Source organism: Moraxella tetraodonis (assembly GCF_022359095.1).
GTDB classification, from domain to species: domain Bacteria; phylum Pseudomonadota; class Gammaproteobacteria; order Pseudomonadales; family Moraxellaceae; genus Faucicola; species Faucicola tetraodonis.
In genome coordinates this window covers 728,145-743,799 of record NZ_JACSYB010000001.1, presented here as the reverse complement: position 1 = coordinate 743,799, position 15,655 = coordinate 728,145, and the positions used below count along the sequence as shown (strand labels likewise).

The following is a 15,655-nucleotide window of genomic DNA, read 5'->3' as shown; positions in this document are numbered from 1 at the left end:
ATACTTTCAAGGCTGTTTTGAATCCAATATCAATTTTAAGCCTCTTGAATAATGTGTTCAAGCTGTTGGTAATCTTTAAGTGACTGTTGTTTATTTGCCATGTCTTGTTTTAACTGGGACAGCTCGTTCTGAATGTTGTCAGTTAAGGTAACTTCAAGATTCGCCTTAATTTTGTTTAGCGATTCACTCAGTTGGCTCACTGCATGGGTAAATTCAGTATTTAGGGTATTAAATACTTGATGTAACGCATCTCTTAGTTGAGATTGCAATTTAGCTCTGTCACTATCTGCCCTTACTTCGCCTGTAAAATTACGGCTAATTTGGCTGCCTGCATCACCGATATCAAATTTTAATTGCGGTATCTCAATCCGGCTAATACTTTGGTTGAGAATTGTGCGGAACTGTGTCGGGTCAAAATCACTACTTTGTGTATCAAGTACATCAAGCAATGACTTACGCAGTTTAGCTTTGATATCATTGGGATTAACCATTTGTGAAAAGTGGTATTCAATGTCACTAACACATTGATATGCAAAGTTTGTCACTTGGTCTACTGCATCAGCAGGTGATACATACTCATAGTTCACGCTGATTGTACGATAACGCGTCTCTGTACTACCCCATGTCCACGGTTTATACCACTTAGAAGTACTGACAGTATAAGACTCTTCGTGAGTTTCTGTACCTGTGCGAGTTTTTAACTGACTATTTTCTTGAATGCCTTTTTTAAGGTCACGGCTAATCTCACGTTGACGGTCACTAGCGTTTTGTATGGCTTGTTCAATTACATCTTCAAGTCGACTAGCCACGTTATTAATGCGAACTTGATACTGCTTTTGACGTTTTTCAAGCTCAGCCATATCGCCTTTCTCAAGAGTAATGATACGTTGATGAACCTGTTCGGAAAAACTGTTCAACCAATTTTTTAAATTAGTTTGAGCTTCAGGCAATAACCCTTGTTTTTGCTCTTCAATAATATTGATTTTGTCAGCTTTAGCATTTTCATAGGATTGAATAAGTGGATCAAATCCTGCAATACGTTGCCAATCTGCTTGAGTAAACTCATAAGACCCCCACTCATCCTCTGCCATCTCAGTAAGTTGAGTGTAGGTATGTTTCATACTAGGATTCCATTTGTGTTCATCCCAGTTAGCAAAACCGTAGGCATAAGTGCTTGAAAATACAGGTTCAGTCATACTACGTAGTAATGCACCAACTTGTTGCTGTCCTGCAAGTTCCTTTTGTTTAGCAAGTTTAGATAAATCGGTATTTGCTCTTTCACCGATACGTTTTTTTAGATTCTTTTCGGTAGCTTCTAAACTGTCCCGGTTATAACCGTCTTGCTCAATTGCTGAATCATATTGTCCTGCAACAAGTACTAGACGTTTGATACCTGCTTCTGGCAGTTGTTGACCCAGAAGGTCAATGTCTGAAGCATCTAAGAAGTTACTAGCACGAGACAGGAAAAATACCACGTCACTATTTGCCATTTCTTCTTTAGTACGCTGGGTACGGCTCAGAACTGGGTCATTCATACCTGGGGTGTCAATGACATTAAAGCCTTGCAGTTCTGGCATAGGAAGAAAAAGGCGTATCATCTTCACTAAACCTGTATATTTGCCATCGTTCCCTGCATAATCATTTAGAATCTGCATGATTTCATCAGTGGTTTCAGCTTGTTTGGTATAGATGCCTTGTTCAATCGTAGCAATAGGGTCAATACCTGCTTGGCGTACCATGTCAACTTGCTCTCGAGCGACCTTAGCTTCTTGGTGCTGACCGTCGCTATTGGCAAGGTCAGTGATACGTTGCCAATCTGACTGGTTGTAAAATTCGACTTCTAGTCGATGCGTTGTATCATAGCTAATACGCGTTAGATTAGCAGTTTTTGGGGTGGCAGCTTCGGGTAGAATAGGTTTTCCATCAAATAGTAACGCATTCAGAAAGCTACTTTTACCTGCTTTCACTTGTCCCATAATGGCGATATTGAGCGTTTGTTCTTCCTTAGAAAAACGTTCAAGCTTATCACTGTACAGATTTTTGATGTGTTTGAGTTGGTCAATTTCGATGGTAAATTTATCTTGCCAAGGCTCAAGGTTGTTAATGAGTTGGTCTAGTTTGGTTAGGTGAATTTGGGCTGGGCTAGTCATTTTGATGCTCTTTAATTTTTAAGTTTGTTACAGTTAGTGGTTATGAATTGTCAATGAGTCAATTAAATCAGTCCATTTTTCTAAATAACTAGGTAGAACAATAATATAGTATTCATAATTTCCGTTGATAACTTGAACATCAAATAGTATGCCAGTACAATTTGAAAGCACTATTTCATTATACTGGTTATTTGAAATATTCTTACTACCATGAATTGAAATTGACCCCCAAACGCCACTTGGTTTAGTATTTGGATTACTATTTCCAACAACTCTATAGCTAGCTATTTTTGTTGATTTACTTATAACAAATTTATTATTTTCCACTAGTCGCTCAAAATTATAAAAAGTTTTTGAATCATCCCCTTTTATTTTGATTATTTCTAAATTAGACGGTAGATTGTAATAATCAATATTAATTCCTAGTATGATTTTGACCCAAAAAGTTAATGATGCGATATATTTTTCTGGTAAATCCCAAATACTTACAAATTCATTGACAAGATAAATCTGTTGCTCATTAAGTGGTGACCCTGCACGACACAACATCAGAACATCGAATAAAAATGTCAGTTGTTTCTCTGCTGTATTTAACGCTTGGCAACACTCTAAAACTTGCTCGGTATTTAGCCCTTGCACCAAGTTAAAATATTTGCTGATATCATCGTCTAGCCCTAATGCGGTCAATTGCATGGCGTACAGCCGGCTTTCAGTATCTCCGACAGGATTGTGTAGCAAGATTGAAGCCATTAGCGTGGCGTAAGTGGTCTTGATATGATTATCCACTTTATCAGCGATAAAGCTTGTTGGTAGTGGATTGGTTTTTACTCGTACTTCGTTTAAGATACGAGCAAGATTGTTGTTCGCTGAATGGTTGGTATTCATACACATCCTTTTTTATGATTCTTTTTGCAACTTGATAAAATAATCTTGCCAAACCGATAAATAATCTGGTAAAGGAATTAAATAATAGTAAATATATTTTTTATTGATTACGCCATAGTCTGTAATTAAACCTGTTTGAGAAAGTTTAATTTCTTGATTCTTATCTTCAAGCTCATATTCACGCCTTTGAATCATTACTTGACCTAGACTAATACCTGTTTTATGCTTTGGTTGTTTAACCCCAGTCGCTAATTTAGTATTTTTTAAGCAAAAATCTCCAATACTGACCTTAAATTTAATATTACTTAATGGCTGTTCTGGAAATTCAGTATAGCTAGCTACTGGCGAATCAATAATCTCATCTCTATCTCCAGATAAGTTGTTTGTAATCCCCAAGACTTCACTTACCCAAAAAACCATTAAATGAATTTCATGGTCTGAAATTTTCCACCAGTTACAGATTTCGTTAATAACTTCAATCTGCTCTTTCGTGAGTGGATTATGACAGCGTGAAGCCAATAGACAATCAAAAATAAAACTTAATCGTTTCTCATCGTTATCCAGCGTTTTAGCAAATTCTAAAATCTGCTGTTCGCTAAGGTTATCAATTTGACTAAAATAGCGACTGATATCGCCTTCAATGTTAAGCCGTTGCAATAGCATCGTTAACATACGGCTTTCGTTATCGGTGATTGAGCCTTTACTCAGTATTACTGCACTGAGCAAAGTGGCATAGATGTTTTTGTTATGGTCGTCTAGCTTATTTGTTAAATAGCTGGCAGGCAAAGGGTCAAGTAAGGGTTTGACATTCGCTATTTTATTTTTTAAGGTGGTGACTAGATTTTTGGGTGGGTGAATTGATTTAGCCATGTTTAATCCTTGATTATGTTGGGATTACTGCTATTTTCAAAGTTGCAATTACAAAATGCCTCAGCAGATATTTGAGTTTTAGTGTATATAGGACTGTATTTAAAAATACAATTTGAGAAAATTTCTTGAGGAATCCATCTATCCAAATGCATAATACATATGCCACTATTAATAAAAATATTATCTTTAAATTTCAAATCCCTACTATCATTAACTTTTGAAAAATATATAGAGTTTTCATTTTTACCAAATTCTTCCCATGAAGATGTGGGTTTGATAGATTGAATAAACTGACATTTTTCAATAGACTTTTTACCTTTATAACCCGTTACAGCTATATAAATATCCTTACCTTTTTTAGATAGATTATTTTTAAATATAGTATTTTTAATTAAAAACTCACTTAGCTCAGTGAATACAATAGCAGAGTTAAAATTATCTGAATAATCATTCCCACAATTTTCAAAATGGCAATCAAAAATCTCTAAAAATGGAGTTTCACCCTTAAACATTAAAGCTATACGGTTAGGTGTAAAGAAATTACAATTATCGAACTTTATAAAATCGCTTCTATTATTAAATAGTAGACATACATTATTTTTTTGATAACTATCATTTTCAAAAGTAGAATTTACAAAAACTGCTTGTTTTTGGCTAGCTATTTGTAGAGTAGCATTGAAAAGTTTTGAGTCATTAAAGTAGATATTATTTGTGTAAGTAACGTTACAACTAAAATCGATTAAATTATTTTCTTTAAATAAAATTTCATCATTAGAGTGTATTTGAGCATTAAATCTAAGTAAATCATTCCCCTCAAATAAGGCTTTATTTTGGCGTAGTTCTAGATTTGCACCATACACAATACAGTTAGATAAAACAAAACTATTGCCAGTTGCTTTAATAGAACCATTCTGTATAAAAGCAAAGTAAGCATTTTTAATATGACAATCGCAATTAATTTCAAGTGTATCAACAACTAGCCAACTATTGCCGTCAATTCCTGCTTTTAAAGCTTCGACTGACACGACACGATAAGTAAAATCGTGCCAATGCTTGAGCAAATTATAATCAAAATCAATTGTTAAAGATGTATTGTCTTTAAGCGCTTCTCCTACCGCATTGTTAGTATTTTCTTGATAACTTAATACCTTATTGGATAAATGCACCACGTCCGTAAGCATGACTTCATCAATCGATAATAAGTTCACAAATTCTGCCAAGCTCTTGGCTTGATTCTCCGTCAATGACTTATCCAAACGACATAGCACCAACGCATCCATCAAAAAAGCTGATTTAAATCCTTTATCATCGGCTAATTTCAAAAATGACTGTAATTGTGTTTTATTAATCTCTGCTATACCAGCGTACAAGTTGGGCAACTGAATTGACAAATTCATACTGTCTAACAGCATTATCAATAATCGTGATTGAGCTGTGCTGATGGGTTGGTCAATTAGTAACGTCACCAAAAACGTTGCATATAAGCGTTTTTCATCATCTTGCAGATTTACTATGCCATGTGGTTGTAATGGATGGCGTTTAATTTGCATTTCGTCCATATCGCTCATCAAGCGATTTAAAATACTACTGGGTTGGTTGGTAGTGGTATTCATTGTTTTCCCTTCATATCTATCGCTTATTAAAGATTCATAAAAAACTTGGTATTACTATCTTGACGTAGCAACTTGTCCAAAGTTTGTGAATCTGCCGCTCCAGTTAATTCATGAATAATCTCAAAATAATTATGACTAGTACGTCTTAGTAATAAATCGACATTTTTAGCAACCGCAGGTTTGGTCAGCTCTCGTAAGATGTGTGTATAATCAATCAACTGTTTACCTTGACTTTCTCGCACTTCTACCAATAAATCAAGGAGATTCACGCCAGAAAAATCAAAGTCTTCAATCGCTGACAACGTCGGAATAGCAATACCCACTTGCTCACCAACTTGACGTAACTTGTCAAAAAATAACTGCTGCAATGCTGTCAAATCATTCTTAATAGCGGTGAAGTATTCCAATTGAGATTTAACATCATTCTGCAATTCTTTTGCATTTGCAGAAATATCTTCATCTTTTGATAAGGTTAGAATACGATTCAGACGGTTAAGCTGCATATGAGCTTTGCGCTCTTCGCTGTCCAAGAACTGCTCGTAAATACGGAATTTACGTTTAAAATTTTTGGCAAATGTCACTTCTTTGGGTGCTTCATTCCATTTATCAAACCAAGTCAAAACTGGCTCAATTGGATAGTCGCGTTTTTTGCGTGACACAGGAATTACATCTACCGCTGGCAAGTTTCTATCCGCTAAGGTCTTTTTAACCAAAGCGACAATATTGACGACATCGTCAGGCGTTTTGGTGTCGGATTTATTGATTAATACCAGTCTTGGGATATCTGCATTTAAACTAGCCAAAAATTGCAAATCATCTTCTTTAATCGTACCGTCTTCTGCCGATACCAACCAAATGATAAACTGTGCTGCATTCAATTGAGAACGCGCCACTTTTTCATCAGTACGCTCGCTATAATCCGCATCTTCAGGTTTGGTATAACCGGGTGTATCTAAGATAGCAATATTTTGCCAATTGAATTCTGGGTCACTGATAAATGATGATGTAAATAAACTACCGATTTGACTGCCATATTTTTTCTTTTCATCATGGGTGAGTGTCTGGAACTCTTCCATCGATAATTCGACTTTCTTATTAAATAAGTTTAACGCAGTTACTTTTGCTTCATTTCCTAGTAGTAGATAGGTTGGCAATGACGTAGTTGGGTCAATTTCGGTAACAAGTTGTTTTTTCCCCAATAACGTATTGATAAGCGTCGATTTACCAGCGCTAAACTTCCCGCCAATACCGATTACTACTTTTTGTGCCAAATCAGGGAACTCACAAAACTCCCGAAAACGTACCATCTCAGTTTGTAATTCAGCATAGATATCAGCAAAATTATCTGGTGAACCACGTCTTGCTAGCTCTGCTAAATCTTTAGACAAATACTTACTTAATTGATTTAAGCTATCATTGAGCGTCGTAGAGATAGTTTGACTATCGTTATCCTTGGCAATTGCACGACAGATAAACTCATAGCGTGACTGATAATCTATAGTTTCTAGCATGTTGAGATTTCCTTGAATTTATATAACTAGTGTGCCGTTAATTGTGCTGTTAATTTCTTAAGATAGGATTGGTCAGCTTGATAGACTTGTTTACGTCTTTCCTGCTCCGCTAGACTTTGTTGAATATCTTGCTGTTTTTGGTCAAGCTGAACCTGTACCTGTTTAGCTCGCTCATCCATTAAACTTTCCATTGTTGATTTTGCTTTATTAATGTTATCTCGTACAATGGTATTTAGGGCTTGACCCACATCAATTTTTACTTTTGGAATTACTTGATTGAGAACTGCTTGACGAGCCGATTCGCGTTGGGCTTCTCGTTCTGCATCACGTTTACTGTTTGAGCGAAACATATCAGCCAGCTTTGCAATAACAGGTAGGACAATAGTCGAAACAACCGCAATAATGGGATGGATTTTTAGCAAGGCTAAAACTGGCGCAAGTGTGGTTACAATATCGGTAAAATTCCAACCGTCATCTTCGAATTTATCAACACTGATACTTGGTGTATCTACTTTAAGGCTATCAGGCATTTCAGCATTGACATTTTTGATATAATCTTGAATAACGGGCACTAATTCGTTTTGCATTCCCTCAGTTACAGTCATTCTCACAGTGCTTTCAATCAATGGACTAATGTCCTGTTGACTAAGTACGCAACTAGCAAGCGTTTCTAGCTGTGATGTTAAGTTACTTTCCACCATGCCTGAAACTTGATTGACTATACCCTGTACTTTACTCTCTAAACGCTCAGTATCTTTGGCAACTTTTTGTTTAAAGGCAGTAATTTCTGATTCTAATAATTCTTTTTCTGCCTGTAATTGTTCTATATTGGTGTCATCAGTATTGATGAGCTTATCAAGATTTTGGCTTAGAAAATCCATTCGCTGTACAATTGGTAAAACGACGACTTGGTCAAAACGGTTTTCTGCTTTACTTTCGATAGCAGTTAACGCATCTACCAATTCATCATAATTCTTACTTTTTCGAGAAACTAACACAGTTTTGAGCGGTCTCTCACCCAATACATTAGTAATTGAAGCTTCGATTTTTGCTAATATGGCTTGTGCATCTGAAGGCGTTTTGGTATCACTTTTAGTGACAATTAAGATTACAGGTGTTTGGTTAAGTTTTAACTCTTTTAAAAATTGTTGGGTGGACGATTTTAATTCACCATCTTCAATAGAAACCACTATGGCATACGCCAAACTTTTTTGAATATAATTATCAATCATCTGGCTATGACTAGCAAGATTAGACTCTAATCCAGGTAAATCCACAAGGCTAATATGTGGGAATTTTTTTAATACTGGGGCATTAAGATAAGCTGATACCCAACTGTGAGACCCTTCATTACTATGGTCAAGTAACTTCTGAAAATTTTGTTCAAACACATCACTGCGGCTTAACTCAATTACTTCCCCATTTGACTTATGTCCGTAAAATTTCTCATCACTCTCGGTATAGTACAGTTCAGTAGCCATTGCTGTTTCTGGAGTAATCTCAACTGATAACAAATTGTCATTAAGCAGTTTATTTAACAGTGTAGATTTACCTGCACTAAATAGCCCCACCAGTGGTACGCGCATAATAAAACTGTCAACTTGTGATTGATAAGGCGGTAGCTGCTCTTTGGCTTGATAGTTGTCAAATACTTGGTTTAACTGTTGCCAATTATTTTGCAAAATAGTTTGATTCTTAAACATCTCTATTACCTCAAATAAATGTGATTTATAACTAGTGCGACTCTTCCTTCAACATTTCTGCCAAAATTTGCAAGTCTTTTTGCTGTAAAATTTTTATTAAGTTATTGATTTCCACCTGTTCACTTTTTTCAATTACCATTGTTTTTTCATGTGTTTTTGTACTTTTAGCCTTAGCTTTAGTTAATATGCTGCGAAGTTTAAAAATAAGTATTGTTGATGGAGTAGATGGAATAATGCCATTTGGTTGATGAAGTGGCAGTTTGCTAGTTTTGTTATCTTCCAAGTTATTATTATTGCTGTCCAAAGCGGATAAACCATGAATATATTTAGCTTTAACAAATAAAGGGTTTAATCTAGCGTACATATCGGTTGGTAATACATCTTGTAATTCGGTTTCTACCAGTCTTAGTGCAAGTGCCTGTGATATAGTCATTTGATGGTTATGGGTTTGTGTTAGACGTTTCCACCGCCAACTATATGGTTTATCATCCTTGCGACAATCTAATGGTAAAATTTCTTCTAGGGTGACCATGTCCCTTTGAATTGTACGAAGCTGAGTATCAAATCCTTTACTTGCTAAAAATTCTTGAATATCAACGGCTGATACAAAATTACTCTCTAGTAAAAATTGGATAATGAGCAATTGACGTTTTATAATATTTGCTGAAGAGTTATTCATTGTTATTGCCTAACTTGTAATACTACGAATTTGTTTCTAGCTTGTAAACAGCGTATCAAATATTTATTTTTTTGAACATAGGCGAATGCAATCTTCAGTCTTATATTGACGCAGCATCTGTGATAATTACAGTAAGAAATATTATATTTTTTAAATTGAATGGTTAAATCAGAAGATCCACCAAATTTGTTACAGATTTCTCTACGACAAAAATTTTTAGAAGCTCGTGCTCAAGTGCTCGCCAAATTTTTATTTATATAATCTAAGATCTCCTTGACTTCTCTTAGGCTTATACTAAAATTTATTTTAGCGTGTTATGGAAATAAAGTAGTTTAGGTATAAAGTATTTTTAAAAGGAATTAAATAATGAGTTATATATGTTCATGTTGTGGGCACAAATCTCCTTCAGCAACAAGTGGAAACTGTAGCAACAGTCCTTCGAAAACGCATATTTATATAAATGAATCTAATACTGGATATAGATGCCAATATTGTGGTCATCAATCACCTTCTGCTACAGCAGGTAATTGCAATAGCAGTCCATTAAAAAAACATATTTACATTGGCAACCATAGTGGAAACTTCGTCTGTAAGTTTTGTGGACACAAGTCTCCATCTGCTACAAGTGGCAGTTGCAATAAAAGCTCTCACGGTCATCACGAATATCTCTGACTTTTAATAATTTGGAACTTATAAAAAACTTACTACATAATGATCAAACTATTTGAAATTACTCAAATTTATTTATTAGATAGGCTGCTTAATTATTAAGCAGCCTATTTGTGTAAACCATTAAATTTATATATAACCTGTAATTAAAGTTGTTAGTCTATAGCTTTACTATCAGTATTTTTAGTATCGATAACGTCAAATACAATACCTTCAAGCTGATTTTCTAGCTCATTCAAAATTACATTCACTCTTTCTTCAATAAACTCATCCAATGCGGTGTTAGGCATATCTTCCAGTTCAACCCATTTCAAAAGATTATCGGGCAATAAGTGAGATGCCATAACATTTTGAAATCCATCTTCTGAAATGTAATCTTGCATGTAAAGCAATGGATTTTTGTCACTTATTTCTAAATTTGTGATTTGAGTTAAATAAGCAATGTTCATTAAGCTATTTTCATCAAGTTTATTTTCTCCTTTATTTTTACCAATATAATTAATTGGAAAAATGTGATGGAGATTAGGCTTATCTGTTGATATGAAGATATTGTCAACGTTGACATTTCTATCTATAAACTTCCAATCTTTCGGAAGTTTGTAAGAGTAAAGCGATAGAATCGCTCTTGATAGTCTACCTTTTGAACTATAAGATGCTTGTCTTAGCTTGTCTTTATCTATTAAGAATCGACCAAAATTAATTTCACCATTAACCTTTTCTGCATTTAGTAAGGCTATGTGTTCGTTGATATTACTTGTATTACTTAGTAAATCTTCGTTGTGAAACGACATATACCAAAAGTATTTTTTTAGTAAACTATAGTTTGGATTTTTATTTTGATAGAAATAAACAACAATAGTCAGATAAAAATATCGGTATGGGATTAAGCTTGGACTTTTAATATTTAGTGTGTTTTCAAAAAAATCAAATGTCTTCAAAATTGCATGTTGCGTGTCAGTCCAAACAGTTTCAATTTGCTCTGATTTAATATTATTAAGATATGTGGGTGTAATATTTCTTATCCCTGAATCTTGAATATTTTCACGAATAATAATGGCAATAATTTGTAAATAATCAAAATAGTCAATATCCATAAAGCGGCTTTTACTTTTAGCCTTGAAATTATCAATCAATTCTCTAAGATAAAATCCATTATCATTTTCAGACTGCGGTCTAAAAGTCTTAGCAACTACAATATCAAAAATTTCTAACGGTTTACCCGCTTGATTGATTCGCTCAAAAATTTGGCAGACTTCAGAAACTTTAATTCCTTTCAATTCGATGAATGAAACTCGATAGTTTAACAACACTTGTTGTAGCTTTCTAAGTTCAACCCAATAATTATGATTATATTGTTGAGCTACGTCAGGGTGATTAACGATAGCTTCTTGTACTTTTTCAAAGTTATTTTTGATGTCAGATAATTTTACAATCAGTCCTTCTTTAAATTTACGCATTTGAGATGTATTTCGCAGATATTTTCCATCCTTGTCATCGATTTCAGTCCAATACAAAAATCTTCTTTTGTAGCTTTCATCGTCTGTATCTTCATCATTAGTAATTGTTAAATCAACATAAAGTGCAGGGTCAAAATCATCTCTTCCTTCGATTTTCCCACCATATAAGGAGGTTAGTAGAGATGTAGTGCGTTGTTGTCCATCTAATAAATATTGATACTCGGCTCTGTGAAAGTCTTTATTCTCAATAACATGTCCACCAATTTGACGATGATTACTTAATTGGACATCAGTTTTCCAGACTAAGATGCTACCCAAAGGATAAAATTTGTAAATACTATCCCATAATTTTTTTACGTTCTCTTGTTGCCAAACTACATCTCGTTGAAAGGTAGGGATTTGATAATTACAACTTTTTAGTTCCTCTAAATATGTGACTAATCCTTTATCCACAGGCTTTATTCTATCTGTATAGTTCATTCAAGTACTCCCAATCCATTTTTTTGTTAATCTGACATTAGATAAATTTTGTAAAAGTATAGAAATTAGTTAAAATTTAACCCCTTCAATTGTTCCCCTATTCTCCCCTCCAACTCATGCGACTGTTTGAACAGAGTATTGAGCGTGTCGCTAAATTCGGTCATCTTGGCATTAAACTCATCCGCCGTGATATCGACATAATCAATTTTTACATCAAAATATTGCCCTGCACTTAAAGAGTAGTTTTTGGCTTTAATGTCATCATAGCTGACCACAACGCTAAAATCCTCAACCGCTTGCTTGGCGGTAAAGGTATGGCAAATTTGGGCTTCTTCATCATCACTCAAAACCGTTTTTTGGCTTTTGCCCTCTTTGATTTTTTTGCCAAGATTAGACGCATCGATAAGCACCACGTCGCCTTTGTTATCCTTGTCAATGAATAGTATCGAAACGTTTGTACCTGTAGTAGCAAAAATATTTGACGGCATAGAGACGACACCAGCGAGCATTTTATTATCGACTAAATGTTCGCGGATTTTTCTATCTATGCCACTTTGGGCGGTGATAAAGCCTGTGGGCAATACTACTGCCGCTTTACCCTTATCTTTTAGACTGGTGATGATATGCTGTAAAAATAGCTGATAAATCGCCATGCTTTCTTTTTTAGCTTTGGGAATGGTCGGTATCCCTGCAAAAAAACGCTCTTTGTTTTCTTTGGTGTCGAGATTGTTTCGGAAGTCGCTAAAGTCGAGTTTGAACGGTGGATTTGACACAATATAGTCAAATTGTTTTAGATTGCCTGATTTCTCAAGATGAAACGGTGATTCAACGGTATTGCCTTGAATGACATTGGGGATTGAGTGGACTAGGTTATTTAAGATTAGGTTTAGGCGTAGAAGGTTCGATGATTTTTGCGAGATATCCTGCGTGTAAATCATACATTTATCCTCACCAATGGCATGAGCGACATTCATGAGTAGCGTGCCAGAGCCTGCGGATGGGTCATACACAGAGACGTTTTTGACAGTGCCACGTTCGCTTGTTGGTACTAGGATATTTGCCATGATACGAGCCACAGCGTGTGGCGTGTAATATTCGGCATATTTACCGCCTGCGTTGCTGTTGTAGTCTTTGATAAGGTATTCAAAAATTTGGGCATAAAAATCAAATTTCTGATCAAAGATACGCTCAAAGCTAAAGTCGCCTAGTTTGTTGATAATGGCTCGGCAGAAGTCGTCACGCTTGCCTTCATCGGTGATAAATTGGCTTAGTCGGTCAAATAGAACAACCTTTGCTCCGCTATTGGTTTGAACAGAGTAGATGTCGGCATTTTTAACTGCGATGTCGATTAAGGTATCGTCAAACAGTTTGGCGAAGTCATCATCATTTTGTCGGGCATATAAGTAGTTGATGAGATGATGTGGCTCAAGCTTGGCGGTGTCCACGACCATCATGTTGAGCATTTCTCGCTCATTTTCGCTCATGTCAGCTAGGGCTTTTTCCCATTGTGGGTTATTGGCTAGGCGCTCGTCGAGTTGTTTGACGGTGTAGGCGTATTTGTCGTTTAGGTATTTGTATAAGAATACTTGGCTGATGATTTTAAATTCGTTGCCGTCATTGCCTAGTCCATAGTTGGCACAGATGGTTTTTAGGCTGTCAATCATGGCTAGGGTTTGGGCTTTGTAATCTGGGGTCATGGTCACTCTTACTGTTTAGTAATGTCTTTTAGCTGTGTCAAAAGTTCTGGGATTGAGCGTTCGGCAGTTTGATAGATGATATTAAAATCAAGCTCAAAATAGCCGTGGGCGATGATGTTACGCATACCACGCATATATTTCCATGGGATTTGTGCGTTATTCTCGATGAACTCTGGGTCTTTTTGGTAGATAGTGTTGGCTATTTCACCCAAGGCAATCAAACTCATGGCAACGGCATTTTGGGTGCGTTTGTCGCTCATAAATTCATCGTGAGGTATGCCTTCGATAAACAAGGCGATATCTTGGCATAGCTCAATCATTTTATTTAGGTAATCTGGGGTTCTTTCATACATTGCTGATTACCTAGTTACAATGGAATGGCATATTGCATGACTTCTTCTTTAAATTTTGGCGGTAGGCTGTTGTCGGTGACGACATCGACCTTGAGATTGAGCAGTTCTTCAAGTTCAATTTGTAGTCCGCAAATGTCAAAGAGTGTGGTGGTTGGGCTAGCTTCGACAAGTAGGTCTAGGTCGCTGTTTTCGTTGTCCTGTCCTTTTGCGATTGAGCCAAATACGCGTAAGTTTTTTATACCGAATTGTTGGGCTAGGTCTTTGATAGTTTGTTGGTGTTGTTGTATTTTTTGGGATGGTTTCATAGGTAGCCCCTTTATGGGTTTTATTGTACGGTGACTTGTCCGTTCATCAGCATGGGTAATAGCCAGTCTCGGAGTTTAGCAAGTTGACGATTTTCTTTATGCAAAATCAAATTTTTATCAAAAATTGGTTTCAATTTATTTTCCATTACTTCGAGCAATTCAATTTTAGGTATACAAATATAAGCTTGTTTTAAATGATCTTGGGTAATATGTCCCATAGTTGTTTTACGCAACTCTGCCATCATTTTAAAATGTTTAAGATAGTTTAATAGCTCAAAATAATAAAAACTTTTTGGATATTGTTCAGACGTTACCTTAAAAATATGTTGATTCAAAGCTCCTTTACCTTGATTCCAAATCATCACATCTAAACTAGCTGACCATGAAAATAAAATATCTCCATCATCGATAATGGCATTTTGGGGAATATCTGGACTTGCTTTTTCAGTATTGCTCGAAATGCCTTCATTCATCTCACGTATTTTGATAACTGGCAAATACTCTTCATCAGTAGGTCTATACTTCTGCAAGGCTAATCCATTGAAATAATTTGCGATTTGCCATAATGATTTAACTTCCCACCCTTTCGGAATGTCTCGTTTAAGGGTTTCGTTATAGACCATTTCACCGCCAGATGATTTGTAGGGCTTGCCGTTGTCGTCGGGGAAGTCAAATTGCACAAACCAATAATCGTATAGCATTTTTGCCATTTGCTCTAACGTAGCGTTGGTTTCATTGTTTAAAGCGATTTTTTCATCAAGCGTTGATAAAACGGATGCAATTTTATCTTGGTTTGGCTTATCAGGGACTTTGAATTTTAAGTTTGTTAAAAAATCTATATTGATATTATCTTGAATGCTACCGCTTGCTGCTGACTGAATGGCTCGCTTAATAAATGTAAAAACGTAGTGCATGAATAGTTCAGATGATTCATTCTCATAGGCTCGGAAACCTACAACACTATCTGGAAAACACATTGGATATCTTAGTAGTGCTGTCTCAGCAATGTTAGCAGCTATGGTAATGCAAAGAGTATTAGCTTCCCAAATTTTACTTTGCTGAAGACCTAATTCGCTGTAACATTCAGAATGTTGCTCAATAAATAAATTTGCATCTTTAATATCCCCAGTCTGAATAAATGGGTAAGTCCCATTTTCAAATAGTTTTGGGTCATTTCTAGGTCTATGTTTTGATTTCCCTCTGCTAAAAGTTCCAAGCTCTGATAAACTTTTCAAATTCCAATTCTGATTAAATTCGGATTGATTCAATATCACAAATAAATA

Annotated in this window: 12 protein-coding genes; all 12 read right to left on the bottom strand. The window is 35.6% G+C overall.

Translation table 11 applies throughout. The features are described from left to right. Nucleotides 1–35: 35 nt before the first annotated feature. Nucleotides 36–2,150 (bottom strand): dynamin family protein, encoded by a 2,115-nt coding sequence (locus tag H9W84_RS03320; RefSeq protein WP_239741636.1) that lies wholly within the window; start codon nt 2,148–2,150, stop codon nt 36–38. A 33-nt stretch (nt 2,151–2,183) separates the two neighbouring features. Next, on the bottom strand, nt 2,184–3,035 hold the full coding sequence (locus H9W84_RS03315; RefSeq protein WP_239741634.1) for a hypothetical protein: 852 nt from the start codon (nt 3,033–3,035) through the stop codon (nt 2,184–2,186). 12 nt (nt 3,036–3,047) lie between these two features. Continuing rightward, the gene (locus H9W84_RS03310; protein WP_239741632.1) at nt 3,048–3,905 is read right to left on the bottom strand and encodes an MAGE domain-containing protein; all 858 of its coding nucleotides are present in this window, start codon (nt 3,903–3,905) and stop codon (nt 3,048–3,050) included. Nucleotides 3,906–3,907: 2 nt separating this feature from the next. After that, entirely contained in the window at nt 3,908–5,518 is a 1,611-nt protein-coding gene (locus H9W84_RS03305; RefSeq protein ID WP_239741630.1) for a hypothetical protein, read from the bottom strand. A gap of 26 nt (nt 5,519–5,544) precedes the next feature. Further along, nucleotides 5,545–7,029 carry a dynamin family protein gene (locus H9W84_RS03300; RefSeq protein ID WP_239741629.1) on the bottom strand — a complete coding sequence of 495 codons (1,485 nt, stop codon included), beginning with the start codon at nt 7,027–7,029 and terminating at the stop codon, nt 5,545–5,547. 26 nt (nt 7,030–7,055) lie between these two features. Then, entirely contained in the window at nt 7,056–8,732 is a 1,677-nt protein-coding gene (locus tag H9W84_RS03295) for a dynamin family protein (RefSeq protein ID WP_239741626.1), read from the bottom strand. 31 nt (nt 8,733–8,763) lie between these two features. Further along, entirely contained in the window at nt 8,764–9,411 is a 648-nt protein-coding gene (locus H9W84_RS03290) for a hypothetical protein (RefSeq protein ID WP_239741625.1), read from the bottom strand. An 824-nt stretch (nt 9,412–10,235) separates the two neighbouring features. Next, entirely contained in the window at nt 10,236–12,017 is a 1,782-nt protein-coding gene (locus H9W84_RS03285; RefSeq protein ID WP_239741624.1) for a GmrSD restriction endonuclease domain-containing protein, read from the bottom strand. A gap of 65 nt (nt 12,018–12,082) precedes the next feature. Then, entirely contained in the window at nt 12,083–13,714 is a 1,632-nt protein-coding gene (locus H9W84_RS03280; RefSeq protein WP_239741623.1) for an HsdM family class I SAM-dependent methyltransferase, read from the bottom strand. An 8-nt stretch (nt 13,715–13,722) separates the two neighbouring features. Next, on the bottom strand, nt 13,723–14,067 hold the full coding sequence (locus H9W84_RS03275; RefSeq protein ID WP_065252302.1) for a HepT-like ribonuclease domain-containing protein: 345 nt from the start codon (nt 14,065–14,067) through the stop codon (nt 13,723–13,725). A 14-nt stretch (nt 14,068–14,081) separates the two neighbouring features. After that, nucleotides 14,082–14,372, bottom strand: a complete 291-nt coding sequence (locus H9W84_RS03270) for a nucleotidyltransferase family protein (RefSeq protein WP_239741622.1) — start codon at nt 14,370–14,372, stop codon at nt 14,082–14,084. A 20-nt stretch (nt 14,373–14,392) separates the two neighbouring features. Beyond that, entirely contained in the window at nt 14,393–15,646 is a 1,254-nt protein-coding gene (locus tag H9W84_RS03265; protein ID WP_239741621.1) for a restriction endonuclease subunit S, read from the bottom strand. Nucleotides 15,647–15,655: the final 9 nt, after the last annotated feature.

Bases quoted from the DNA above. Each gene is read 5' to 3' on its own strand.
- H9W84_RS03305 (WP_239741630.1), bottom strand. From the start codon at position 5,518: ATGAATACCACTACCAACCAACCCAGTAGTATTTTAAATCGCTTGATG.
- H9W84_RS03280 (WP_239741623.1), bottom strand. From the start codon at position 13,714: ATGACCCCAGATTACAAAGCCCAAACCCTAGCCATGATTGACAGCCTA.
- H9W84_RS03275 (WP_065252302.1), bottom strand. From the start codon at position 14,067: ATGTATGAAAGAACCCCAGATTACCTAAATAAAATGATTGAGCTATGC.
- H9W84_RS03270 (WP_239741622.1), bottom strand. From the start codon at position 14,372: ATGAAACCATCCCAAAAAATACAACAACACCAACAAACTATCAAAGAC.
- H9W84_RS03285 (WP_239741624.1), bottom strand. From the start codon at position 12,017: ATGAACTATACAGATAGAATAAAGCCTGTGGATAAAGGATTAGTCACA.
- H9W84_RS03295 (WP_239741626.1), bottom strand. From the start codon at position 8,732: ATGTTTAAGAATCAAACTATTTTGCAAAATAATTGGCAACAGTTAAAC.
- H9W84_RS03315 (WP_239741634.1), bottom strand. From the start codon at position 3,035: ATGAATACCAACCATTCAGCGAACAACAATCTTGCTCGTATCTTAAAC.
- H9W84_RS03290 (WP_239741625.1), bottom strand. From the start codon at position 9,411: ATGAATAACTCTTCAGCAAATATTATAAAACGTCAATTGCTCATTATC.
- H9W84_RS03300 (WP_239741629.1), bottom strand. From the start codon at position 7,029: ATGCTAGAAACTATAGATTATCAGTCACGCTATGAGTTTATCTGTCGT.
- H9W84_RS03310 (WP_239741632.1), bottom strand. From the start codon at position 3,905: ATGGCTAAATCAATTCACCCACCCAAAAATCTAGTCACCACCTTAAAA.
- H9W84_RS03320 (WP_239741636.1), bottom strand. From the start codon at position 2,150: ATGACTAGCCCAGCCCAAATTCACCTAACCAAACTAGACCAACTCATT.